This window comes from Cylindrospermopsis curvispora GIHE-G1 (genome assembly GCF_014489415.1).
Lineage (GTDB): Bacteria > Cyanobacteriota > Cyanobacteriia > Cyanobacteriales > Nostocaceae > Raphidiopsis > Raphidiopsis curvispora_A.
In genome coordinates, this window is sequence record NZ_CP060822.1 from 20380 (window position 1) to 46318 (window position 25939).

The 25939-nt window shown below is 39.1% G+C and carries 19 protein-coding genes; 8 read left to right on the forward strand and 11 right to left on the reverse strand.

From position 1 onward, the window contains the following. Nucleotides 1-13: 13 nt before the first annotated feature. Complete coding sequence (gene uvrC / locus IAR63_RS00105; RefSeq protein ID WP_187706161.1) at nucleotides 14-1909, forward strand: excinuclease ABC subunit UvrC; 1896 nt, start codon at nucleotides 14-16, stop codon at nucleotides 1907-1909. Between the two features lie 52 nt (nucleotides 1910-1961). Here uvrC and IAR63_RS00110 read toward each other — a convergent pair whose 3' ends face one another. From IAR63_RS00110 to psbA, 8 genes are all read right to left on the reverse strand, one after another. After that, complete coding sequence (locus IAR63_RS00110) at nucleotides 1962-2870, reverse strand: hypothetical protein (protein ID WP_187707513.1); 909 nt, start codon at nucleotides 2868-2870, stop codon at nucleotides 1962-1964. A 450-nt stretch (nucleotides 2871-3320) separates the two neighbouring features. Further along, nucleotides 3321-4835 (reverse strand): RAMP superfamily CRISPR-associated protein, encoded by a 1515-nt coding sequence (locus IAR63_RS00115; RefSeq protein ID WP_235678309.1) that lies wholly within the window; start codon nucleotides 4833-4835, stop codon nucleotides 3321-3323. A gap of 320 nt (nucleotides 4836-5155) precedes the next feature. Further along, a complete protein-coding gene (locus tag IAR63_RS00120) occupies nucleotides 5156-5695 on the reverse strand; it encodes a hypothetical protein (RefSeq protein ID WP_187707514.1) in 540 nt (179 codons plus the stop codon). 10 nt (nucleotides 5696-5705) lie between these two features. Further along, complete coding sequence (gene cmr4 / locus IAR63_RS00125) at nucleotides 5706-6524, reverse strand: type III-B CRISPR module RAMP protein Cmr4 (RefSeq protein WP_187706163.1); 819 nt, start codon at nucleotides 6522-6524, stop codon at nucleotides 5706-5708. Next, complete coding sequence (locus IAR63_RS00130) at nucleotides 6521-7708, reverse strand: type III-B CRISPR module-associated Cmr3 family protein (protein ID WP_050784643.1); 1188 nt, start codon at nucleotides 7706-7708, stop codon at nucleotides 6521-6523. Before IAR63_RS00130 ends, cmr4 begins: the two co-directional genes overlap by 4 nt. 3 nt (nucleotides 7709-7711) lie before the next feature. Beyond that, nucleotides 7712-10696, reverse strand: a complete 2985-nt coding sequence (locus IAR63_RS00135) for a type III-B CRISPR-associated protein Cas10/Cmr2 (protein WP_223007671.1) — start codon at nucleotides 10694-10696, stop codon at nucleotides 7712-7714. 565 nt (nucleotides 10697-11261) lie between these two features. Next, complete coding sequence (locus IAR63_RS00140; protein WP_187706165.1) at nucleotides 11262-11954, reverse strand: IS1 family transposase; 693 nt, start codon at nucleotides 11952-11954, stop codon at nucleotides 11262-11264. Between the two features lie 298 nt (nucleotides 11955-12252). Beyond that, nucleotides 12253-13335, reverse strand: a complete 1083-nt coding sequence (gene psbA, locus IAR63_RS00145; protein WP_006277031.1) for a photosystem II q(b) protein — start codon at nucleotides 13333-13335, stop codon at nucleotides 12253-12255. A 580-nt stretch (nucleotides 13336-13915) separates the two neighbouring features. Between psbA and IAR63_RS00150 the strand changes: the two genes are divergently transcribed. After that, nucleotides 13916-14107, forward strand: a complete 192-nt coding sequence (locus IAR63_RS00150) for a hypothetical protein (RefSeq protein ID WP_187706166.1) — start codon at nucleotides 13916-13918, stop codon at nucleotides 14105-14107. Continuing rightward, a complete protein-coding gene (locus IAR63_RS00155; protein ID WP_187706167.1) occupies nucleotides 14104-14349 on the forward strand; it encodes a hypothetical protein in 246 nt (81 codons plus the stop codon). Before IAR63_RS00150 ends, IAR63_RS00155 begins: the two co-directional genes overlap by 4 nt. Nucleotides 14350-14409: 60 nt before the next feature. On the opposite strand, the gene IAR63_RS00160 is transcribed toward IAR63_RS00155, so the two are convergent. Both IAR63_RS00160 and IAR63_RS00165 read right to left on the reverse strand, forming a co-directional pair. Then, the gene (locus IAR63_RS00160; protein WP_187706168.1) at nucleotides 14410-15906 is read right to left on the reverse strand and encodes an MBOAT family O-acyltransferase; all 1497 of its coding nucleotides are present in this window, start codon (nucleotides 15904-15906) and stop codon (nucleotides 14410-14412) included. Further along, on the reverse strand, nucleotides 15907-18585 hold the full coding sequence (locus tag IAR63_RS00165; protein WP_187706169.1) for a hypothetical protein: 2679 nt from the start codon (nucleotides 18583-18585) through the stop codon (nucleotides 15907-15909). Between the two features lie 167 nt (nucleotides 18586-18752). On the opposite strand from IAR63_RS00165, the gene IAR63_RS00170 reads away from it, so the two are divergent. Genes IAR63_RS00170 through IAR63_RS00185 form a run of 4 tightly spaced genes read left to right on the forward strand, consistent with a single transcriptional unit; the run spans nucleotide 18753 to nucleotide 22640 of the window. Further along, a complete protein-coding gene (locus IAR63_RS00170) occupies nucleotides 18753-18950 on the forward strand; it encodes a hypothetical protein (protein WP_187706170.1) in 198 nt (65 codons plus the stop codon). A gap of 59 nt (nucleotides 18951-19009) precedes the next feature. After that, nucleotides 19010-22015 carry a phosphoenolpyruvate carboxylase gene (ppc, locus tag IAR63_RS00175; RefSeq protein ID WP_187706171.1) on the forward strand — a complete coding sequence of 1002 codons (3006 nt, stop codon included), beginning with the start codon at nucleotides 19010-19012 and terminating at the stop codon, nucleotides 22013-22015. Nucleotides 22016-22036: 21 nt separating this feature from the next. After that, a complete protein-coding gene (locus IAR63_RS00180) occupies nucleotides 22037-22285 on the forward strand; it encodes a hypothetical protein (RefSeq protein ID WP_187706172.1) in 249 nt (82 codons plus the stop codon). Between the two features lie 52 nt (nucleotides 22286-22337). Beyond that, nucleotides 22338-22640 (forward strand): small RNA NsiR4-regulated ssr1528 family protein, encoded by a 303-nt coding sequence (locus IAR63_RS00185; RefSeq protein WP_006277208.1) that lies wholly within the window; start codon nucleotides 22338-22340, stop codon nucleotides 22638-22640. A 2-nt stretch (nucleotides 22641-22642) separates the two neighbouring features. On the opposite strand, the gene IAR63_RS00190 is transcribed toward IAR63_RS00185, so the two are convergent. Beyond that, nucleotides 22643-23395: a sterol desaturase family protein gene (locus tag IAR63_RS00190; protein ID WP_187706173.1), complete on the reverse strand. Its 753-nt coding sequence runs from the start codon at nucleotides 23393-23395 to the stop codon at nucleotides 22643-22645. A gap of 141 nt (nucleotides 23396-23536) precedes the next feature. On the opposite strand from IAR63_RS00190, the gene IAR63_RS00195 reads away from it, so the two are divergent. Then, nucleotides 23537-25933 (forward strand): GH116 family glycosyl hydrolase, encoded by a 2397-nt coding sequence (locus IAR63_RS00195; protein ID WP_187706174.1) that lies wholly within the window; start codon nucleotides 23537-23539, stop codon nucleotides 25931-25933. Nucleotides 25934-25939 lie beyond the last annotated feature (6 nt).

Consider the following 25939-nt stretch of genomic DNA (forward strand, 5'->3'; position numbering starts at 1 on the left):
ATTAACTTGAGTAGTGAGAGCATATAGCAGCCAACCCCTGGTAAAAAATCCTGAGCAACTAGAAAGTCGCTTATCAGAAATTCCCCTAGCACCAGGGGTTTATTTGATGCGAGATGAGAAGGATACCATTATATATATTGGTAAATCACGAAAATTACGCTCTCGAGTACGTTCTTATTTTAGGGATTACACAAATAAAACCCAACGTATCAATACAATGGTGCAACAGATTACAGATATTGAATTCATCATTACGGATACAGAAGCGGAAGCTTTAGCATTAGAAGCAAATTTAATTAAACAGCACCAACCCTATTTTAATGTTCTACTTAAAGATGATAAAAAATATCCCTACCTATGTATCACCTGGTCAGAAGAATATCCGCGACTGTTTATCACCCGTAAACGTCAACGGGGAACACAAAAACTTGAAGGAGATAGACCACACAAGGATAAATATTATGGACCCTATACAGACTCAACCCTATTGCGGGGAGTTTTACATATATGCCAACAGATATTTCCCATGCGACAAAGACCTCAACCCTTATTTAAAGACCGTCCTTGTTTAAATTATGATATAGGTCGCTGTCCGGGAGTATGTCAAAAGTTAGTTTCTGTAGAAGACTACCATAAAGTTGTAGAAAAAGTAGCTATGGTATTTCAAGGAAGAACGGAGGAACTAATTGATATTTTAACATTACAAATGGAAACCGCCGTCAGTGAATTAAATTTTGAAGCTGCTGCTGGAATTAGAGATCAAATTATTGGTTTAAAATCCCTAACTGCTCGTCAGAAAGTATCCCTACCCGATGATACAGTTTCTCGAGATGCTGTTGCTTTAGCCACAGACAATCAACAAGCCCATATTCAGTTATTTCAAATTCGTGCTGGCAAATTAGTAGGAAGATTAGCTTTTGTAGCCAATGGTCATGCTGACCCAGGAGAGATTTTACAGCGGGTTTTAGAAGAGCACTATCAAACTGCAGATAGTGTGGAAATTCCCACAGAAATATTGGTGCAATATGAATTACCCCATGGAGATATTTTAGCTGATTTTCTTAGGCAACGTAAAGGCAAAAAGGTGAATATTATTACTCCTTTGAGACAAACTAAGGCAGAATTAATTGAGATGGTAGAGAAAAATGCCCAGTATGAATTAAAAAGAATGCAAAAAATGGGTGAGGTTAATCAAAAATGTCTGGAAGATTTAGCAGAAATTCTGGGTTTATTAGATTTACCTCATCGGATTGAAGGTTATGATATTTCCCATATTCAAGGTAGTAATGCGGTAGGTTCCCAAGTAGTGTTTATTGATGGTCTACCAGCTAAACAATATTACCGTCACTATAAAATTAAAAACTCTAATGTCACCATTGGTCATTCTGATGATTTTGCCAGTTTAGCGGAGGTTATTTATCGTAGATTCAGACAGTATATTGAAAATCCCCAATTGCCAAGACAGGGAAATGATGACTGGCCAGATTTAATTATGATTGATGGGGGTAAGGGTCAACTATCTACGGTTGTGAATATTTTACAAGAAGTTGACTTGTTAAAGGATTTACAAGTGATTAGTTTGGCAAAAAAAAGAGAAGAAATCTTTTTACCCCAGGAGTCTCAACCTTTGATAACTCAAACAGAGCAACCGGGTGTACAACTGTTAAGAAGACTTAGGGATGAAGCTCATCGATTTGCTATAGGTTTTCATCGTCAACAGAGAAGTAATCAATGGCAAAGGTCTTGTTTGGATGAAATCCCTGGTTTGGGTGTCCATCGACAGAAGCTATTATTGGCTCATTTTCGCACTATTGATTATATTCGTCAAGCAACAGTTCAGCAATTAGCAGAAGCTCCTGGAATTGGATTGAAGTTGGCACAGCAAGTTTTTGCCTATTTCCATCCTTAAAGCAATGATACGCTACAAATAAAGAGCGATATTTTGCAATCGCATTTATATCTCATAGGGGGTGTTGGGTTTGATTGTTCTTCCCATTTAGGTTTAATTTGATGCAGAAAATCTTGATTAAAATCTGTCTTCTTGGTTCCTGAGACTGATTACCTTTTTGTTCATTTAACTGTTGTGTCAATAGTTGTATGCGGTTTTCGTATTCTTGTTGCTGATTTAAATTTTGCTGTGATTGCAATTGAGCTTCCCTAAGTTTATTTTGTAGTTCAAATAATTCATTTTGGCACTGAGATTGTAATTGAGCTATTGATTGATTCAAAACACCAATTTTATTATGCAACTGCTCAACTTCTTGCTCAAATTGACTGATTTGACTATCTATTTGGGTTTGTTGTAATTCACGTTCCTGAATTTTTTCCGCTAAGTCTATTTGCAGCTTCCTATTATTTTCTTGTAGTTTTTTTTCTCTTTCTCGAGCTAAAGTATGTTCTAAGATCATCAAAATAACCATTACAATAGTGGCAATTATAGCGACAGCATAAGACTGAATCCAACCACTATTGGAAAAGGGATTAGCAGTTTGTTCGGTTGCACGAGGATTAGCATATACCGATTGAGGAAAAATAGCAGGAGGATCAAGCAGCAGGCCATAAGGATGATTTTTTAATTCTTCAGGGTTAAGAGCTGCTTTCCAACATATGGGTGTTGAAGAATTTTTACCAGAATAGGAGATAATATTTTTTCCGTTTGGATCTGTAAGTATTAAACCAAATAATTGGGTGGGTGGAATTAAATATAAGATGAACGTAGGTTGGGTTGAAGTATGAAACCCAACGCCCCCATGGGTAACCCAATGAATATTAGAAGCAATTATACTACCTATACCTGTAAATATAGATGTTATTATACCCAGTCTAACTAATGCTTCTTTTCCCCGAATTCTACTTATTGATGTACTCATTTTATATTCCTTAACTTGGTAAGTAAACTAAGGCTTAAATACTGTATATCATAGTATTAATGTAAATTTACCATTGTCTTGATTATTGGTGCTTCGCAATCCCGTTTATATCCCATGGGGGTGTTGGGTTATTAAACTCAACCCAACCTAGATTATTCACATTTCACATTCCGATCCTGCTTGATCAAAGATTGAGGATAAAGGTTTTTGGTAAGGATATAAATCAATTATTTCAAGGGTTTTGGGGTAGGGGGTAGAGTGTTTTTAAAAACATGAGATCGCAAAGCACTCCACACGCGAGATTGCTACTTTAAAGGATGTTTTAAGTTCTGGGGCGATCGCATTTCTCTAGTTGTTCATGCGATCGCTAATTTAATAGCACTCCCCAAAGGGAAGTGCGCTTTAGTGCATACCAAGGACTTACGCAAAAAGGAAAGTATGGGTAATTCATTAAGTCCTATTAGATGTGGTTAGGGGAAAAATTTGTAAACAATTAGAAGGATCTTTTGTTAATTGCTGAACAAAATCTCGCCGTAATCCAGTGGTTGCACCAAACACAGTTATCACCTGATAATCAATCCCTGTTACATAATTTAATTGACGAATCCAAACAGGGGAGGGAATAGAAGATTTTCCACACACTTTTTCCTTCTTGTAAAAAGAAGGACCATGCAATACAGAAAGCGCAAAACATTTGTTACCACTTTGTTTTCCTTCACAGACGAAAATTTGACAATTTTTATCGACTGATTCAATCCATTCTCTACTTGTAGTCTGAACGGTTTTTAACTCATTATAGTCAAATGCTATCAGACTAAAAGTACGTAAACCTCTATAAAAGTCTTTGAGTCGGGTTCGGAATAATTCTTGAAATTCTAATATAGTATCAGGTAAATTCCAAAATTCGCCAGTTGTATCTGGGGGAATTAAAGTGGAACCGCGCCAATATGGATTGCTACTTCTCTTATAACAGGGTCGTCTTGCGCCTTGTCCAACCCCTCCTAAACGAAACATTAACCAAGTTAAATTATAGAGTAAAAGGCTTAAAGCTTGTTGTCTATTTTCTGGTAAATTTTGTGATTGAGAATTGTGGTGCAAGGTTAATTTACCTGAGAGAAAATTTGGTAAATCTTGCGAGTAATTTTCTTTAACTTCTATTTCTTCAATTTCTACCCGAAAAAGTCCTGTGTGAGAATTATCTGTTCTTGGATTTTTTTCAAGTCCTCCAAATATTTCCATCTCTAATCTTTTAACGTCACCAGGTGATAAAACCCCTAATGCTAGAGTCCGAAACCAATACCGTATCATTGACCGAAAAGCGGTGGGGCGGACTTCTGAAATTGCTTTCCCTCTGTATTTCCCAATATTGTTTCGTTGCCAGTGTTCGAAAGAATATGACCCATGAATCAATTGACCTTGTAATTCAAATTTAATCCTGAGAATAGGAGATAGAGGAACAATAATTTCCTTATCTTTAAGTTCTTTAATAAATTTTATTGATGGTCTTAATTTTCCATAACCAGTATTTACTCTATAACCGATTCCCTCAATTAATCCTTTAATTAACCAATTCCTAACTTTATATAAAATATCCTCCTCTTCATTGTTTTGTTTTGGAGAATATTTTGTTCTCCGTAAACCAATTACAAAAGAGGGGTTTTTTAAAGATAGAAAAATGCTAGGATTAGGATTACTATATTCAGGCGTTTTATCTCCATTCCATGTCCAAAGCATATTGGTCATATCACCCGATAATCCAGCTTTTTTATCCTTTCCAGGTAATGGATAAGCATCTAGAAAAATAACTTTTCCCATACTAGATTTTGTTTCAATATCCCCGAAAATATCTTTAACTTCCCCTTCCGTTATTGTTGAATCTTGCATGGCTATAGCGCGGGCAATACCTCTGAGCGTACTACTGGGAATATAAGGCATTCCTAACGCATCAAACACTGGTAACAACATCGATTCTGGTCCCTTATGTCCCCCCACTCGTATACGCCAAGGACATTTAACTTCAAAATGAGTATCCGCTAATCTAATTATCCGTTCAGTTAATCTTTTTAAGGGAATTGACCAATCCTGATCTTTAAACTCCTCGAATAATTCTAGAATTGTCCCACTATCAACAGTAGTATCCTTAGAAGGGGAACGCATCCAACGCAAATATTCAACAAAACTAGCATCCTTACTAGGTTGAGATTCTAAGTTTTTAATCCAAGGGTTCGGTAACATAATCACCACTCAAAGTAAATGAACATAAGAAAAATCAAATTCAGTCAAATTCATGATTTTGGATAAATCGCTTCCGCCCAAAAAGCAAATTCCCGCGCAACTTCTAGAGCTAATCCAGTTAATCCTAAATATTCAGACCCTGATAAATTATTTTGGGTTAAATAATCTAATCCTCCCTTGTCAATAAGAGTAGTCACTGGAGGAAGGTTACTTGTAGGTTGACTAGGTTGATTAAGTCGTCTAATAATAATAGGTGGGTTAGCAAGATTAGGCGGTTTAGGTTTATTAACAGAAATAGCTTGCTGATTAGATTGAGTGGGTTGTGGAGGAGTTAAATCTTTGTCTAGGGAGCCAAAATGAATCTCTTCTAAAATCTGAAAAAAACATTTGACAACTTTGCGTTTATTTTCTTGCGATAGGGCAAATTCTTCCGCTTTGAGTCTTAACAACCCCCAAGTGGCAATATAATTATAAAGCTCAACAGCTTGACCTTTTTGCTCTCTCTTATCATCAGCACTTGTTTTAGCGTTTAACTGATTTAGCTGAGAATACACTTTACTAGAAATAGTACGAGGATCATAGGTAAACATTATTTACTCCTTATTTATCGTTGTACGTCCAAATTTCCACAAAACCACGCCCTAAACTTTCTTGTCCCCCAATTTGAAAAGTTTCATGTGACCTTAAAAGAGTTTTTAAACACTCTTGGGCCTGCGCAGCATTTCCATTAGCATTTGTCGTTGTTCCCCACGGAAAATACATCAAGGTTTCTGGTGGAATCGCTTCTTCATACCGAAAACCACCATCAACATTTTTGTTTTCATTTAGCTTAATTTTCACTTGTTGCCATAAACTTAATTGAACCAATACTTGACAGTCTCTATCTGTTAAAACTAATGCTTGAGATATGATATCTGTTTCTGTACTTCCTGGAGGTAGATATTCTTTCCATTCATTTCCCCAGGGTATTAAGTCTCCCCTTTTAAAAATGGCATCTTTTAGATAAAGATTCTGGTTATTCCCCCCGCTAAAACTCCCTGGTTCCGGAATTTGTACGTTTGGCTGAGTCAACCGTGACCAACGACGCAACAAAAAGGGAGATGTCACCCAAACCACCCCATGACTCAGAGAAGGAACCGGAAACCACAGAATTGACCCATCTCCTACCCATAATTGACCTTGGGTGAGATTCTCATCTGCACACTCAGGATTGCGCACATCCTCCAGGGTATTTCCCCAAAGTTGATTACGTAGATTACTATCGGTTTCCGCTCTTAAACGACCCCGTATGGTGCTAGAAGGAAGATAAGGAAGGTTAGTATGGGTTTCCCGTGCAATACCGACTAAGTTGCCTTCTTGACTTGTTCCCCCCGTATGTAAGGGCGAAAGTAAATATAAATGGGCTATGTTTGTCCTCATTGGTTTATCCCCCACAAAAGTTTGCCATAGTTAAGTGTGTAAAAACTTTTCAACCATTGTTGCTTTGAGTCATTTTTAGGTAAAAGGTGTGTAGGGTGTGTTAGTTTTGATGGCAGTTTTTTAAACCGATACACCGTCCCTGATGGCACAAATGCTCGTTGAGGTAATAGGGCAAATTCTTTGTCTCCTTGCTCCCCATTTGTTGACCTCTGTTTAATTTGCTCATCTTTATTTTCATAACCACCTATTTTACGCCTGATTTGGGAAACACCACCCCACAATAAAGGGCGATCGCTCGCACATCCTGCTAAGATAGATTGCCAATCAGAGGGATAAATGCCATAAACAGCTTCTTCCTTAACCCCCAGTCCGGGTGTGAGTAAATAAGCAAAGTTTCCCTTTTTCGGGGGGTCAGAATTAAACATTCTTCTTTCTGTGTCAGGTACTTGAAAAGGGGTCACTAAAGCTCGGTGTCCTTCACCACCCAAACGGATCACCGTTTCTGGCAATTCAACGCTAATCCCTGCAACTAATCGCCAACCTGGTTCTAGACGAATTGCTACTTCAGTGAAATAGCCATCTTCGTCTTTTACCTGTCGCTTATTGGCCTGCATTTGAATATGAGGCATAATCTGCACATCCCAAGGGGTTTCCTGAAAATGTGTAGGTTCTGTCAGCTCTTTTCCTTGCAAATATTCGCTTAAAGCTTGTGCTGTAATCCAAGGATAGGGACGACAGAAAAATTCTCCTTGCTTGAGCTTTTTAAAAGGCGCTACCATGGGAGCTAATCTCTCCACCTCATCGAACACCAAATGTTTCCAAGCTTCATCCGTTAGATCCACAGGTTCAAGGCGTAAAGTTCGATGCCATTTTGGGGACTGCTTTTGTAAATTATCTTCTTCTGTTGTTTCCTTATCTGTTGTGCTCCAACTCACTGCAAGTAAATCTTTAGGAGTGGGGAAACACAATCTATCTTGGGGATCTAAGAGAAATGGCCCCAGAAAATCTAAATCCTTGGTATGTTTGTCTAAAGCAGAGCGCAATGATTGAAAAACCGTACCGGGAAAGGGAGGAAAGAGTCCTTTTGCCCAAGCACTTTCACCAGGACTAAAAGGTTTAGCATCCCGAAATAACAATACGTCTATTGGTTCTATCTTATACCAGTACATTTGCCGTTCATTCATAATTTATTGTTGAGTTTCGCCCCATTTCACTTGTTCCATCATTTTCTCATTCCAGAAGGCACTAAAACGCAGAAGATTAGCTAAGTCCTTCTCTGTAGTGCCTAAAGGCGGTTGTTTTTCAGTTTTATTTTGATTTACTTGATTATAGGTTTGATAAGCCCAGTTTTCCCACTGATCCAACCAATTGAGTAAGTTTTCTTGAATACGAGAATCTAATGTTTGATCTGGACGGTTGATGATCACTTGTGCGGCTTTTCTAAATAGATGATTGCTTTCGGTAATACAAGCATGGAGGGGTAATTCTTCGGCTAATCGATAAAACAATGTACTTAAATCTTCCTCATAATCCTGCATAAAATCCCACCATAAGTCTAATAACTCCCCCTTCATCAAAGCTTCTGAACTGTTACCCGAACCATAAATTACCCGAAAACAGAGTCCGTCTTTTCCATATAACTTTTTAGCCCGGTCTTTTTCAGCAGACCACAGGCTTTCTAGTACGGTAGGAAGAGGTACACTTTTATGAGCAATGACAATACCTATACTCATAGTTGCTCCATCTCCCATGGTAAAATAGGGGCGTTTTTGTAATCCTTGCAGATCTTTTTTAGGGGTCCAGTAACCACCATCCGTACTGAATTCTCCCTCTGGATCTGAACCCCCACACCAAGCAGCACGGAGCGATCGCAAATAACCCGGTAAATCTGCCAGAGATAACACTGCCATCACATCATCCCCACCGCTATAGACCACCTTACCACAATAGCGTTTTTCTGTCAGATAAGGTACCAAACGATTAGAAAAATCTAATAGAGCGCGGTTCAAACCCACATGGGTTGCGGGTCCCATGCGTTTTTTAGTTGCTAGTAAATCCGGGTAATCTTGATGATTTTTAACATTTTCTGCGATCGCTTCCGTGATTAGATACTCCTCATAGTTCTTTAACTTTGACCCGGAGACATACTTACCCATACCATCCCCATCTCCAAGGACAATCACCCACCAATCAGCCGGACTAGCTTCGCCAAAACCTGCTTTCTTATGAGCCTGTTGAACCAAACCTCGTAATTTTGCTGTTTCTTGGGCATTACAATTCATGTCATCAGCTAACCATTTACTGGAAAACATGACTCCATTAAAATTCTGTCCATTCCTATTATGTGGATTAATTTCCCTATCAACTTTTGGTATTTGATAAGCAACAGCACGGGTTCGAGAAGCAAAAGTCTTTACCTTGTCAGGTAAATCCTCAATAATCAATGTATTAAGATAACCCCAATAACTGCGTGTTTTGTTTCCCCCCTTGCAGAAATCGTCATAAGTAAATCGAGCTGCAGCAATAGAACTTAAATTAGGAAAACGAATTAAATTATCATAGTTAGTATCATCTCCCTCTCCCAGATTAATTCCCAAAGATTCAGCCACTCCCCCATATCGCCAAGCCATGCGTTTTGTTAATTCAATGGCATTTAACTTCTCCGAACCATTAAATAGACCCGGATAAACTTTAGCCATTAATCGCCAGAATAAACCCATTGATCTGGCTGAAAGTCCACCTCCATTTTTAAACTGACCGTGATAATGCAATTGGGGATGAACTACGCTAAATTGACCGGATAAAGTAGAACGTTCCCCAGGAGCTGTAGGAATTGCCCAGGTGCGAGTATTTTTTACAGCTTGAATAGACTGTGCTAACCGTGCTTGTAATGCTCCCCACCAAGTACCAGTGTTTATCTGGTCGTAGAGTTTTTCTTCAGCTGTTGTAGGTATAGATTCGGTAAAATTAGGAGGGTTAATCACATTTTGTGCTTGTTTCCATTGCTGATAATTTTCCACACTAGGATTAATACTTAATAACCGGTCTGGATTGCCTAAAGGTACTGCTGTCCAGTAAGTTTCCCAAGTTTTGTCTATTTGTGCTTCCCACAGTTTATTCCACTCCCAACAGCTACCATCATTACCCTTATGCCATTTATCCAAATCTTGTTGGCACAATTCTTGTATTTCCTCATTATCAGAAAATTCCTCTAATATTTGAGTTATTTTACCTGTATTTTGAGAATCCTTAAGGAATTTGATAGTTCGTTCTTTCACATCTTTTCTAACTTTTTGAGCAATTGCAGAGTATTCTTGAGTTAAAAATTCTCTCAGAGTTTTACCTAATTCTCTAGCTGCTTCCTTACCGGGAACTAAAACCGTAATCACATTAGGAAATCCAGCCGTACTCAAACTTGTAGAAACCCCATCATGAAATCTACCAACCGGATCTGTTTCCTTTTGAAAACTAGCGAAGTAGTCAGCAAAATCCGGATATTTTTTAATAATTAAAGCATCCACAATTTCTTGACTCCAAAGAGAAGGAGTAATAACCGCATCCGGTCCATATAACTCAGCGATTTTCCAGCAGAGTTTAACACTCAGATAGTGGAGTAAATATGAACCAGCCCAGAAATCTAAAAACTTTCGGGATGCTTTGATAAATTCTTGTACTGGGGAGAAAGTAAACAGTAGCAAATAAGGGTGTTGGTGTTTATTTTCGGGTTGCCAACGTGGGGGATACATTGCCCCAACTAGAGCGGAAACGGTACTTTTATAGCTATATAGGGGACAATCAGGAAGGATGCTATGAGCGGGATAGAGGAAAAAATCATTTTGGTTTTGTTGGATGAGTTCGGGATAAAATCGCCAAAACCACCAAAAAAGTTTTTCTATATCTGTTTCGGAGGCAATTTCTGGAGGAATTTCTGGTATGGAGGATTGTGAAGTAATATTTCGACTTTGTCCACTAATAGGATGCTTGACTCTATTAATATTAGTGCCTGGGATCTGTGCCAGATTAACCCGATCTGAGGAACTAGCTATTTGCTCAGGTAACTCTCCTGGAGGAATAGAAGGCCATTGTTGCAGAATAGAGTGGTCTTCTAGCAAGGCATAAAGTTTACGAGAATAGAAATTAGTTGAATTAATAGGTGAATCTGATTCTGGCATAATCATAAATCGCTAAAGCTTTTACTTTATCACGAAAATAAAGATACTTAATTAAAATAATTGATGATTTTGTTTTGTAAATCCCTGGGTCAGAGCATTTTAAAAAGGATATAAATCCCCAGCTTTAACCTGTGTTTACTTTTATTATTTCCGCTTCCACTGAAGGAAGCGGTCTTTTTTGTAATACCAGACATTTCACGGGCTGATACTTTATTGAGTTTCCATTAATTCTGCTTCTTAGATAGAAGCGGTCTATTCCTTATTCTAATCCCTTACTCTTACCGTTGTCTAGACCCACTTGGCTAATTTGGCAAAATTTCTCTGTTTTTCACAAGAAAATCGCCGAAAGGCACGGAAGCCACTTGGCTTTAGACAGGAAGTGCCAACGGCGAATTTATTCGCCTTGATATTTAACCGTGATGCGGATCTTCAATATTCCAGTGTTGTCTTTATGTTATTTTGTGGCTGCTATTGACAAGTAAGTCTTATTTCAGCTATACTTTCGAAATCAACTTAAAGTAGCGGTGATGCTAAGAATTAAGGCGTTGCATATTTGCGGGATGAATCAACTAAACGCGGGTATTACTTCATACTTTAAATAGTGAAGTAATAATTTAATTGAATACCTAAGCATATCTACAGATTTTGAATAGCATAGCGTTTTTCTATGTAGTCGCGCTAAGTAGTGACGTAAACGTGTATTTTCACCCTCTACCCTAGTCATATATGTTTTGCTCACAATATGATCCTCTGGCTGAATAAAACTCGGATAAACCCTCCACCCATCAGTAACATAAAAAAAGCATTGCCAGAGTTTAACGATGTCCCACAAAGGTTGAAATGCTTGTGAGCTGTGGTCTCCCACAACCCAAGCCAGGATATTTTTACGGAAGTGATTTACTGCTGTCCACAACCATATTTTGTTTTTTTTTGATCCCACAAAGGTCTCCAACTCATCAAGCTCACCTACCAAGGGTGTTTCCTCAACTGGTGGAGCATCTGGAAGTATGGAACCAATTTGTTTTAGCCAGTAAATAATAGTTGTATGATGAACGCCTTTATCGCGTTCAATTGCTCTAAATCCCATACCGTTAATATAAGAGCGCAGGCAACTTTGTTTAACTTCTTCTGAATAACCTTTAGGTGGACTATAGACATCGATAAATTGACGACCACAATCAACACAAATGTGATTTTGTTTACCTCGACGTTTGCCATTCTTTCTGATTTTGGAAGACCCGCAGTTTGGACAATGCACAGTAGATTACCTCAATTCATACCTCTATTATGCAACGCCCATTGGAATGCAAAATCGTAAACTTTTTGAGTTTTTCTGTAATTTGAGTCATTATTTCCCTCAGTATTTTTCCTCAATGAACGGTATTATTGTAATCAAAAATATTTATCTGAAGAAATAAAGTTGACAAAAATTAACCTAACCTGACCCGATTCCTCATTCCGCACCCTCAACTTCTTCCTTGACAAGTTCTCCTGATCTTACCCATAAAAAAAGCCCCTCACCTGGTGAGGAGCTTTTCATTTACCAGTATTGATTATTAACCGTTGATTGCGGGAGCGGTTAATGCTACAGGTGCTACTTCACCAGCAGCTAGGTCTAAGGGGAAGTTGTGCGCATTACGCTCGTGCATTACTTCCATACCTAGGTTAGCGCGGTTGATTACGTCAGCCCATGTACCGATTACACGACCTTGAGAATCAATGATTGATTGGTTGAAGTTGAATCCATTCAGGTTGAATGCCATGGTGCTTACACCCAGTGCTGTAAACCAGATTCCTACTACTGGCCATGCTGCCAAGAAGAAGTGTAGTGAACGGCTGTTGTTGAATGAAGCATATTGGAATATCAAGCGACCGAAGTAACCGTGTGCTGCTACAATGTTGTAGGTTTCTTCCTCTTGTCCGAACTTGTAACCATAGTTCTGAGACTCGGTTTCGGTTGTTTCTCTTACTAAGGAAGATGTTACCAAGGAACCGTGCATGGCGCTGAACAAGCTACCACCGAATACACCTGCTACTCCTAACATGTGGAAGGGGTGCATGAGGATGTTATGCTCTGCTTGGAACACAATCATGAAGTTGAAGGTTCCAGAGATACCCAAAGGCATACCATCAGAGAATGAACCTTGTCCGATGGGGTAGATTAAAAATACTGCGGTAGCAGCTGCCAAGGGTGCGGAGAATGCTACGCAAATCCAAGGGCGCATGCCTAAACGGAAGGATAATTCCCATTCACGACCTAGGTAGCAGGCTACACCAATCAAGAAGTGGAAAATTACTAGTTGGTAAGGACCACCGTTGTATAACCATTCATCTAAGGATGCAGCTTCCCAAATGGGGTAGAAGTGCAAACCAATAGCGTTGGAGGAGGGAACCACAGCACCGGAGATGATGTTGTTACCGTACATTAAGGAACCAGCTACGGGTTCACGAATACCGTCGATGTCCACGGGGGGAGCAGCAATAAAAGCAATGATGAAGCAAGTGGTAGCTGCGAGAAGGGTGGGGATCATTAACACCCCGAACCAGCCAATATAGAGGCGGTTGTTGGTGCTGGTGATAAATTCACAGAAGCGATCCCATACGTTGGCGCTTTGGCGCTGTTGAATGGCAGTGGTCATGGTTTTATAATTGCGGTTTTACGAGAGATTTATGTATGTTCCGGTAGGTGTTTCTACCTTATGAACTTATATTAAGACAGATGTTTAGTTTTGTAAAGAGGTTTTTACAAAATTTTTAATAATTTTGCCAATTAGGGATTTTCCTATATGTGGTAGGGGTTTCCGAGTATTAAGTTACCATAAGTTACCAGTTTTGACGCTCAAGTCAGCTTTTTAATGATTGTTTTGTGTTAAGTGCTATGTAATTTAATTTGATTAAGTTAGCTTTTACATATATTTTAAGCGCGAATTTTCCCTAACAAGCGTTAACTTCTGTAATCACCCGTTGCACGATACACAAGATCTAACCTTTGTTAGACATGGCAGGTTCGCTAATTTTACCCCATTTTCGTAATTTCCATACTACTCATCCTGACATTTCTATATCAGATCAGCTATAATAGTATGACAAAGTGTAAAAGCAGCTTGTCTTTTAAGACGACAGGCACTTATTGCTGTTTCTTTAAAAGATAAAACGCCCTATATCGTTAATAATCAAGAATATCAATCTAAAACAGAACACCAGCGATATTTTTATGCAATGAAAACACAAGTTAATACCATTGATTTTTTATTTAAAAAGTCACCCGAAAAAGTGCTACAATGGAAATATTTAAGTCAAGAATTTCTTGAGCTTGATGATATTGTGGATCGAACTTATGAATTTGAGAAACTATCTGTTTATGATATGCAAAATCGTTTTCCGCACAAGCAACTATTGTTGAAGAGGTGAAAAGAGAATTACTAGAAATAGAAAATATAGAACAGTTTGAAGATGCCATTAAACAAGGTTTATTATCAATTGTTGACTTTGAATCTGAAATTGAAGCAACGAATTTTGTTAATTATACTGTTGAGATAGATGATGGTGAAGCTGCGACAGGCGCAATTGCTATTAGTCGAGGTTGGGCTATAGGAACTGATGATAAAAAGGCGACTAAATTTTTATCTCAAGAATCACCATCTCTTGATTAACATCTTTCTTGGATATGGAGGGAAAAACCATACCCACTATTTTATCACTAAAATGTCTCACTAAAAATCAAAATAAATATAAGGCAAACTTCCCTGAGGTGCCAATAACCAGACTGCATAAAAACATAGAGGCGCAAAAATCAGTTTTAACTGCCAGGTGAGTTCTAAGTGAAGTTTTCGTTTAAATACATAAGCCACAATCATGAAGACAAATATTAAAATTAACCCCCATAATACCTGATTAGGACTAGTATTGAGAGCTTCCATATAAACCTTCTCAATAAATTGCACATCAGCTGTGTGTCCCCAAAGATTTCCCATGACTAATACTGAATCTTCAATTCTAGGTAACCGAAACCAAATCCAAGAGATAAATACGGTCAATTGAGTTAATAACCATGCCAAAATTATCCCTAGAGGATGATGCCAAAATAGACGTAAAATCTTGGAATTATTGCTGACCACATCTGTAACTCTATGAATACATAAAGCTATACCATGTGACCCCCCCCACACCAGAAAACCCCACGCGGAACCATGCCAAATACCGGCAATTAACATGACTATTAATAGGTTGACACAGGTACGTAATAATCCTCGACGAGAACCCCCCAAGGGAAAATATAAGTAATTACGTAACCAGTCACCTAGGGTGATATGCCAACGACGCCAAAAATCGGCAATACTGCTACTCAAGTAGGGAAAATCAAAGTTTTCTGGTAATACTAAACCAAGTAGTAAAGCACTACCACGGGCAATATCTACATAACCGTTGAAATCCAAATATAGTTGAAGACCGTAAGCAAAAGTAGCTAACCATAAATCTGTGCTACCTGCTCTTTGTACATTGTTAAAACACAATTCTACGAAAATTCCTAAATTGTCGGCTAAAACTCCTTTTTTCACCGCACCTCTGGCAATTAACCATAAACCTTCTGTCCATGTGTGAATATGGTTAATTTTTGGCTGATCAAATTGCCAAGATATTTGTTGGTAGCGGGTAATTGGTCCGGAAATTAGTTTGGCAAAAAATAATTTGTAGGATGTGAATTTTAATAGGTTATCAGCTGGGGGTACTCCTCGATAAACATCTATAAGGTAAGCTATATTCTCAAATGTAAAAAATGAAATTCCTAGGGGAATACCCAACTTGAAACTGGCATTTTCTAGGGTGATATCCCACCTCAATATCCATTGGGATAGAATGGTCGAGTATTTAAAAACTAATAATAAGCCTACATTTAAACAAATACCTAAAGCTAAAATTTTCACCCTGTCACGATTCCAGTCAGCTTGTATAATTTCTGAATCTTGATTGTTGTTGTTTTTCTTTGGAGAATTATTTGAAGCAGAGTTTTCGGCAATTTCTAACCCTAGGCGAAAGTTAATAAATGTTAGGACTATCATCAGTGGTATATACTGAACATCCCAGGAGACGTAAAAAACTATGCTGGAAATGATTATTGTCCACAGACGAAATTTTGGTTGCTTAATATTCCAGTAAGTGATCAGAACAATTACTAGAAATAGACCGTAGAGCGCAGATGTAAATTTCATTTATTTCTTCAACCAAGGGATGATCATATCAGTAGCTAATTTCTGGGAGAGTTCACGGGCTCCATAGCGGTTCAGATGGCTAGGATCAGAAAAGTATTGATCAATTTCTGTCCAGCTGCGACTGAAATCACGGTAGGTGAAATTTGGATTCTGTCTAGCATTACGTAACATATATCTTTTGAATTTTCGCTCATATTTAGACCTGAAGGAATCTAGATAGTCTGTTGTTAATGGCATATTAATGAAAATTAGATGTATCTGTTGTTTTTGTGTGAATTGTAAAATAGATTTTAATGCGTTGTGTTGTATACCATCTAGCTCAAAATCTTTGTAGTCACTATCGTAAGCACCAAACACTTTAGGATACTTTTGATAGTAGGTTTTAGCATCAAATTTCATGGATATGGGTAAAAATCCATTAAATTGATTGATATTGTTTTCTGCACCGGGAGAGTTATTATTCTTTTGAGAGTTATGAATTAGGTTTAGATTATTCAGGTTATCCAAGAATAATTTCTTGATTTCTTCACGCTTTTTATAACCTAAAGATAAATTGGCTAGGTACTCATTTAGCATCTCATTTGCTACCTGTTGGCTATTAATGTCAGTAATATTGGTAATGTTATTTTCTGTAGAGCTTTTATTTACCCCAGATGAGATTTCATTCATGTTTCGTTCATTGGCTTTTTTTAATACCTGCTTATATCCCTGGGAAGCAGCAACAGCATTAAAAGTTATATCTAGACGACCATTGTTAAATGCTCTGGAACCATCTCCCCAAATAATCATTTTTGGCAATTCCGCAGGTGTCAAGACTTGGCAAATCACAAATTCTACCACCTGAGAGGTGGATCCATTAATTCCTAGATTAAAAATGCTAACTTCCGGATAGCCACGACTAGCTAGGGTTTGAGCAATAGCTGATGGGTCAATACCCCGTAATGCACGAGAAGAACCAACGATTAATATATCTGGTGGTTTGCCATCTGTTTTTAATCGTTTTCTATATAGTGCTAGTTGTGCATCTAATTGTTTGGCATTAAAACTTGGTAAGTTTACGAAAGGGTCTTCTGGTGAAACTTGATCATATTGGCTCAATTCTGAAGTACTGGAACCAGAAGAAAAATTAGAATTATTAAATGGTTCTAAATCTTTGGTTTCTCTGGGTTGGTTATGTTTTGTGCCTTGGGATTGTTGTCTAACCATGGTTAAATTCCCTAAAAGCCAATCACTTTGGATAATTAGGATTATTCCTAAAACTAACCACAAAAACCCAGCTGAAATTCCCTTTGCTTTTGGATCTGTATCTCTTTGGTTTTGAATTGGTATGCATAATTGAGTTGCTAAAAGTAGTTTTTTTATTAGCTCTTTTACTGGTTGATAATAACTTGTTGACTGGTCTTGACTTTCTTCTTCCACCCAGGTCTCTACCTGGGTCCCACTGGGAATATATGGGGCTAAGTTACTACTAGACCGATAATTGACTAAACTATTATTGTATTCTCTATACTCCACTATTGGAGCAAACTTTGGTGTGTCTACTAACACTAATCCTTCCGCCGATGCTTGATTAGTCCCATGAAAGTTGACACCGTGACGCCAAAGAGGTTCCCTATCACCCGCACGACGACCATATACTCTCACACCAGCGATCGCTCTAATTTGTTGTGCAAATTCAGTCACTTTGTCAGCTACCTGTTCTTGGAGTGGACAGGTAGTGCCATCACACATAATATGTAATATATTACCTTTTTGTAAAGTAATAATACGGATTCCGCCCGTTCTTAATCGCCAATCTATATCATGATTAAGTAGACGTTCTAAAACGAAAATAATTGCCCCTTTATCTCCTGATGCTGCTAGTTCTTTAGTTGGTGTAGACAACTTTGTATCTTCCGCAGCAGGCAAAGACAACCAATCTATCCATTCTGGTTGTGCTTCTTTGGCTGATTGCCCATACACAGTAGCTGATAGTACCCCCTGGGGGGAAATTTTCCGCAATTGATTGGCAATTATGGGCAAACATTCCCCTTTTTCGGGTGGATTTTTCAGCAGATCAGTGGGATAACAAAATATGTGTAGAGTAAATTTTTGTAAAGAAATGGTGACAGAAACCCCCAAATTTGATAGACACTGGTTCAGCAGGCGATCAATTGCTTCTAGATCCCCCCAGCGGGCCCACTCTTGAACCATGGTTTCTGCCAAAGTTAGATCTACCCTCAATAACCAGTCTGGATTCGTTTCCCCTAGAACTTGAGATACAATTAGTGCATCCCTATAATCTTCTAGGTTCAGATGGCGTAACTTCTGGGCGATTGGTTCCGCTAATAATTCAGGATCATGACTGTAGGTAGATTGACAAAATACCCATAGGCGATCGCCCTCTTGGTTCATTTTTTCTGAACCGACATTAAATTTTAGTGGTTTGCTTTTTACCTCTACTGACACACCTAATGGACTTAGACTTTCGCTTAAGTATTGAGATATGGCTTGGGTGTCGCCTTGTCTTGCTAGACTTTCATTAGAGACCCTTAAATTGCCATCGTAAAATTGAGACCCATTAGCTTGTAATAATAGGGATGCTCTGCTGCTGTGTAGATGTTTATCTAATTGGTTACGGCTTTGCAGTTGCTCAGAAAAAATCATGAATTCATCACATTTGGCAGTTTTTTTTAACATTTTTGTTACCTTTGTAGCTATGGAAATGAGCAAAGATAGTCTTAAAGGTTAAATCGCCATAGAATTAACCTAAGATTTGGAAGTGCTCGATCTACACCTTATATAATTGCCAGTATCATTAGCAATGTGACTAGTGATTCTAAAACCACCAATCTACAGAATAAATCATGTCTTCTACGATTTCCCATTCCCCGTTACTACAAATAGGCACAACATCCATGTTACTACTACTTATAGCAAATAAAGTAACTAGTGAGGTGATTACAACCCTGGGAACTGCTAGTGAGGAGATATTTAGGGGCGATCGCCTCCCTCCACTAAAATTCCCCGAAACGTCCCGTGCTGAGGATAGGATTACAGGTTAAGTTTAAAAGTGGATGGGATAGAATTACTAACCTTAACTGACGGAACTACAGCAAAAAATATGAGTTCAATTTTATACTCTTTATTGCCAGTGGCGAATATAGACCCCATGTCTGAATTATTTTTACGTCATCGTCTGCACATAGTAGAAGAATTATGGGAGTCGGTTCTCAGACAAGAATGTGGACAAAAAATGGTTGACCTGCTGCGTCAACTACGGGATTTGTGTTCACCAGAGGGACAAACCACCCATGATCAAGCATCCTCAGCAGTAGCATTGATTGAACAGCTCAACATTAATGAAGCCATTCGTGCTGCTCGTGCTTTTGCATTATACTTCCAGTTAATTAACATTATTGAGCAAGAATACGAACAAAAACAACAGTTGACTCGCTATTCTGTGCCCGATCCTGTGGCGGAAGAAAGCTGGCCTAATATTATTTATTCAACTAATCAAAGGGAAAATGATCTACCCATCAATAAAGAGACTGGTAGTGATAAAATTACCCCTCACCAGAAGGGAACCTTTGGGGTCTTATTCCCCCTACTATTTAGATTAAATGTTCCACCTCAGCAGATTCAAAGACTTATTTCTCAACTGGATGTGCGCTTAGTCTTCACAGCACATCCCACGGAAATTGTCCGCCATACCATCCGGGATAAACAAAGACAGGTAGTTAATCTGTTGCAGCAGTTGGATAGCCTACAAAATCGCGTTGGTGGTCATCCTTGGGAACTGGCAGAAATTAGGGAGCGTTTATTAGAAGAAATCCGCCTATGGTGGCGCACAGACGAACTACATCAATTTAAACCAACTGTACTAGATGAAGTAGACTATGCCTTGCATTACTTCCAAGAGGTTCTATTTGATGGTATCCCCCAATTATATAAACGGTTTGCTTATGCTTTAAAACAAACATTTCCTTGGCTCGAACCACCGGGTAAGAACTTTTGTTCTTTTGGATCTTGGGTAGGTTCGGATCGAGATGGTAACCCATCGGTGACACCCGAGGTGACTTGGAAAACTGCCTGTTACCAGCGGAAGATGGTTTTAGAGAGATATATTCAATCTGTGAAAAAGCTGATTGAGTTATTGAGCATTTCCATGCACTGGAGTGATGTACTACCGGATTTGTTGGAGTCCCTGGAGTTAGACCAATCTGTATTAGGTGATGTTTATGATGCTTTAGCCCTGCGCTATCGTCAAGAACCCTATCGCCTAAAACTTTCTTATGTATTAAGAAGATTAGAAAATACCAGAGATCGGAATTTGTCCTTATATCGTGGGGAGACTCCCAGCAATGAGGATGCTGATAAATATGCTTCAGGGGAAGAATTTTTGGCAGAGTTAAGACTGATTCAACGTAACTTGACGGAAACTGGATTGAGTTGCGGAGAATTAGATAATTTGATTTGCCAGGTGCAGATTTTTGACTTTCATCTGGCCCAATTAGATATTCGTCAAGAGTCTTCTAGACACTCTGATGCAATAAATGAAATTCTTGAATACCTACAAATCCTTCCCCAAACCTATAATGAACTCTCAGAAAGCGAAAGGGTGAGTTGGTTGACAGCAGAATTACAGACTAGAAGACCTTTGATTCCAGCAGAATTGCCATTTTCGGAAAAAACCAATGATGTCATTGAAACTTTCCGAGTGGTGCGATCGCTACAACAGGAATTTAGGCTTAGGATCTGCCAAACATATATTATTAGCATGTGTCGGCAAGTTAGTGATGTATTAGAGGTACTACTACTGGCTAAAGAGGCACGATTGTTTGACCCTGCTACTGGAGTTGGCTCTATTCGTGTGGTTCCTCTATTTGAAACTGTGGAGGACTTACAAAGGTCCAGAAGTGTGATGCGGGAATTATTTGAACTTCCCCTATACCGTGCCTTCTTAGCAGGAGGTTATAAACCTGATCACACAGAAAATAACCTATCCCATAATGATCTTAGACCTAACCTCCAGGAAGTGATGTTAGGATATTCCGACAGTAATAAAGACTCTGGTTTTTTAAGTAGTAATTGGGAAATCCACAAAGCCCAAAAATCCCTGCAAGGAATCGCCGAGAAATACGGTTTAAACCTAAGAATTTTCCATGGGCGGGGGGGATCAGTAGGTCGTGGTGGTGGACCAGCCTACGAGGCAATTTTAGCCCAACCTGGACATAGTATTAATGGTAGGATCAAGATTACCGAACAGGGGGAGGTTTTAGCTTCTAAATACTCTCTGTTAGATTTAGCCTTGTACCACATGGAAACAATTACTAGCGCGGTAGTGCAGGCCAGTTTATTGAGAACGGGGTTTGATGACATTGAAGCGTGGAATGAGATTATGGAAGAATTGTCAGTGAGATCTCGTCAACATTATCGAGCTTTGATTTATGAGGATCCCGACTTTATTGACTTCTTCCATCAGGTAACTCCTATTGAAGAAATTAGTCAGTTACAAATTAGTTCTCGCCCAGCGAGGCGATCGTCTGGCAAAAAAGATTTGGGCAGTTTGAGAGCTATACCTTGGGTATTTAGTTGGACACAAACCAGATTTTTATTGCCTTCTTGGTATGGTGTAGGCACGGCATTAGATGAGTTTTTACAGGGACAATCGGAAGAACACTTGAAACTAATGCGTTATTTCTATATTAAGTGGCCTTTCTTTAAAATGGTGATTTCCAAAGTAGAAATGACCCTAGCAAAAGTGGATATAGAGATGGCGCGTCATTATGTACAGGAACTTTCCAGTCCGGAAGACAGACCAAGATTTGAGAAAGTGTTTGCCCAAATTGCCAGGGAATACTATTTGACTAGGGACCTGGTGTTGAAAATCACGGGAAATCAAAGACTACTGGATGAAGATCCTACCTTACAGCGGTCAGTACAATTACGAAATAGCACTATATTGCCATTGGGGTTCATTCAGGTTTCCTTGCTCAAGCGATTGAGACAGTACAAGACCAGCAGTACGCCGGGAGTAATACATTCTCGTTACAGTAAAGGAGAATTACTACGGGGTGCATTGTTGACTATTAATGGGATTGCAGCGGGAATGAGAAATACTGGTTGATGATTATTAGGGTTTGGTGGAATGATCAAAAAACGCACTTTAATTTGTACTGTTATTGCGCTATTATCAGGAATAATTGGTGGATTAACAGCTGCACAAATCTCTTCTATGTTACATAATCAAAAATGCCTGACCCAACCATGGGGTTGGCAACAGGTTTGTCATGTAGTGGTAACACCAGGAGCAATATGGCAAGGTAGCATAGCTGGGATTTGGACTGGTACAATATTAGGAGCGTTTTTTGGTGGTTTGGTGGTGCGTAAAAGTTAAATTCTCTCCTCTTCCTGATAGAATACCTGTTAAGTTTAACCAGATTATAGCCATGACCACCGAAACAACCGCACAAAATCCAACCACTGGCGCTGATGCTATAGATATAGCGATCGCACAGGGAATTGACTTTGATGGATCTCCCATTCCTACTGTCAAGCTAGAGCTATATAATTACGTTATGGGACTGGAAGCAGGTAGACAACGAAGTGGAGTATCTAACACCATGCGTTCTCGAATTGTTCGCATTGGTGCTAAACACATACCTCAAGCGGAGTTAGATGAGAAATTAGTAGCAGCTGGTTTTGCACCCTTAAAAGAAAAAGAGATTGCTTTTTTCTATGGTAGCAAGTAAGCTTAAGAATGTAGTTTTTCCCCTTGTATAACATCCGTCCCCATCACCTTATCCCAAAAGCGAAAATAAAGACCATAATTACAATTGAATTTGTGATGATGTAGGGTGTGATGGGAGGGTGTAATCCAATGTTCACCCCAAAAACCATTCATCCAGGAACGGGGATAAACTTCATACCCTAGGTGATTAATCACGCCAAATACCGTCATTAATATTAATAATAAGATTAACATGCTGGTATGAATGGGAATTATCAACAGCATGATAGGAATAATCACTGCTTGCATTATACTTTCTAAAGGGTCAAAGCAGAAGGAAGTCCAGGGTGTGGGTTTTATGGATTGATGATGTATTCGATGAAAGCGGCGATATATTTTAGGACTGTGTAACCATAAATGGGTCCAGTAGAAATATGTATCGTGTAAGAATAAATATATGAGTAAGCTTATAGGTAAGTATAAATAGCCATATTCCAGAGGATTAGTGTACACCCTGGTATATCCATTATTAATGATGGTCATGGCCAGAGCAACTGCTGGGGAGAAAATTAGACTGGATACAATAGACCATTTGATTTCAGTTTTGATATTCTGACTATTTTCTTTAATTTCCTGAAGACGGCGTTTTTCCCAGGAACTAGGACGACGAGTCCACAGCAACCAATAAAGGGACCAGGATACAAGAAAATATCTGACAGAAAGTGCGCAAAATATAATTATTGTCAGCGCGGTGAATTGTGTGATAGTAGATAACATTTGTTTTATTATAATAAGTGTTATATATATTATACATAAAATAAAATAAAAGAGAAGTATTTTTGTGTGACTAACTATTACAATAATGAACTTGTATAACCTTGGTCTTACTGTTTAGATTAGGAAAACTTTTTGAAGACTATGAACAAATACAGTGAAATACCGCCCCATACGTGGAAACGTGCTATAGGTCAAGGGTGGGAAAGACCATATACAGTTCGCTATCCCAGTAATTTGGATGATGGGCCATTTCATGGTATGCCATTAGGTGGTTTTGGAGCAGGTTGTATTGGTCGTTCCTCTCGGGGAGATTTTAATTTATGGCATATTGATGGGGGTGAACATGTTTTTAAAAATGTTCCCGGGTGTCAGTTCAGTATTTTTACATCTGGTCAAGCTTACGCATTATCCACCCAACCACCAGAAGACAATACCTTACAAACCTGGCAATGGTATCCCAATGTTGTCCATTCACCAACAGGTGCAAAAACTGATGGGGGGACATATCACGCACTCTACCCCCGCAGTTGGTTTGTATATGAAAACGTATTTCCCCTACAATTCACTTGCGAACAATTTTCCCCAGTTTGGGCCCATAACTACCGAGAAACTAGTTATCCTGTAGCTGTTTTCTTATGGAATATCCATAACCCGACCAATCAACCCATTACTGCGAGTATTATGTTGAGTTGGGAGAATATGACCGGGTGGTTTACTAATGCTCTCAAATCTCCTCAAGTTAAAATTAGGGATGATGGCTCTCCTGTATATGAATACCAACCACGATGGGGTGAAAGTCAGGGGAACTATAACTGGTTAGCAGAAAATGACCAATATTTGGGTTGTGTTTTAGGTCGAGCTACTGATAATCCAATTCAGGAAGGTGATGGTACTTGGTGTATTGCTACCGTGAAAAATCCCCAGGTTGAATTATTCTATCATTGCCAATTTAATCCTGTGGGTAATGGTGAAGAAATTTGGCGTGACTTTAGTCAGAATGGCTCTCTATCTAATTCCCAGGACGAAACCCCCGCAGATGTAAATTCTCGTTTGGGCGCTGCTGTTGCAGTCCGCTTTACCCTCCCACCTGGGGAAACTTTAACAGTTCCTTTCGTCTTGAGTTGGGACTTTCCAGTGACAGAATTTGCAGCAGGTGTCAACTATTATCGTAGATATACTGATTTCTTCGGCACTACCGGCGATAATGCTTGGCAGATTGCTACTTGTGCTCTGAAAGAATGCTACAACTGGCGATCGCATATTGAGAGTTGGCAAAAACCAATTCTGGAAAGGGAGGATTTACCAAGCTGGTTCAAGATGGCTTTATTTAACGAACTGTATGATTTAACTAGTGGGGGAACCCTGTGGAGTGCAGGGACGGAAAAAGACCCCATGGGTCAATTCGCGGTTTTAGAATGTTTAGACTATCGTTGGTATGAGAGTTTAGATGTTAGATTATATGGTTCCTTTGGACTGTTAATTTTATTCCCAGAATTGGAAAAGGCGGTCATTCGTGCTTTTGTGCGGGCCATCCCCCAAAGTGATGATAGATCTAGAATTATTGGATACTATTTAACCATTAACTCCCCCAGTCCGATGGCATTACGCAAGGTAGCAGGGGCTACACCTCACGATTTAGGCGCACCTAATGAGTGGGTTTGGGAGCAAACCAACTATACCAGTTATCAGGACTGTAACCTATGGAAAGACTTGGGTTGTGATTTTGTCCTGCAGGTGTACCGTGATTTCCTGTTTACCGGTGCTGATGATATGGAGTTTCTAGTCGACTGTTGGCATGGTATAGTGCTGACTTTAGATTATCTCAAACAATTTGACATAGATGGGGATGGAATACCAGAAAATTCTGGCGCTCCCGACCAGACCTTTGATGATTGGCGACTAAGTGGTGTTAGTGCCTATTGCGGTGCTTTGTGGTTGGCCGCTTTAGAAGCTGCGATCGCCATTTGTGATGTTTTGATAAACCGCCCGGAATTACCAAATGTGGGGGAGCAAAGATCTATTTATGAGAATTGGTTAAACCAATCATCACCAGTATATCAACAAAAACTATGGAATGGCAAATTTTACCGTTTAGATAGTGAAAGTGGTTCTAATGTGGTGATGGCTGATCAACTATCAGGACAGTTTTATGCCAGGTTGCTTAATCTACCGGATATCGTGCCAAGAGATCGGGCCCTTTCTGCTTTGACTACTATCTATGATGCTTGTTTCCTCAAGTTCCAAGATGGTAAGTTTGGTGCTGCTAATGGTGTTCTTCTGGATGGTTCACCGGAAAATCCTCAAGCTACCCACCCTCTGGAGGTTTGGACGGGTATCAATTTTGGCTTGGCTGCTTTTTTACTGCAAATGGGCATGAAAGATCAAGGTTTGCGTTTAACCGAAGCAGTGGTGAGACAGGTCTATGATCATGGTCTACAGTTCCGCACACCAGAGGCGATCACTGCTGCTGGTACTTTTCGGGCTAGTACCTACCTTCGGCCTATGGCTATTTGGGCTGTGTATATATGCTTTAAATAGTTATTG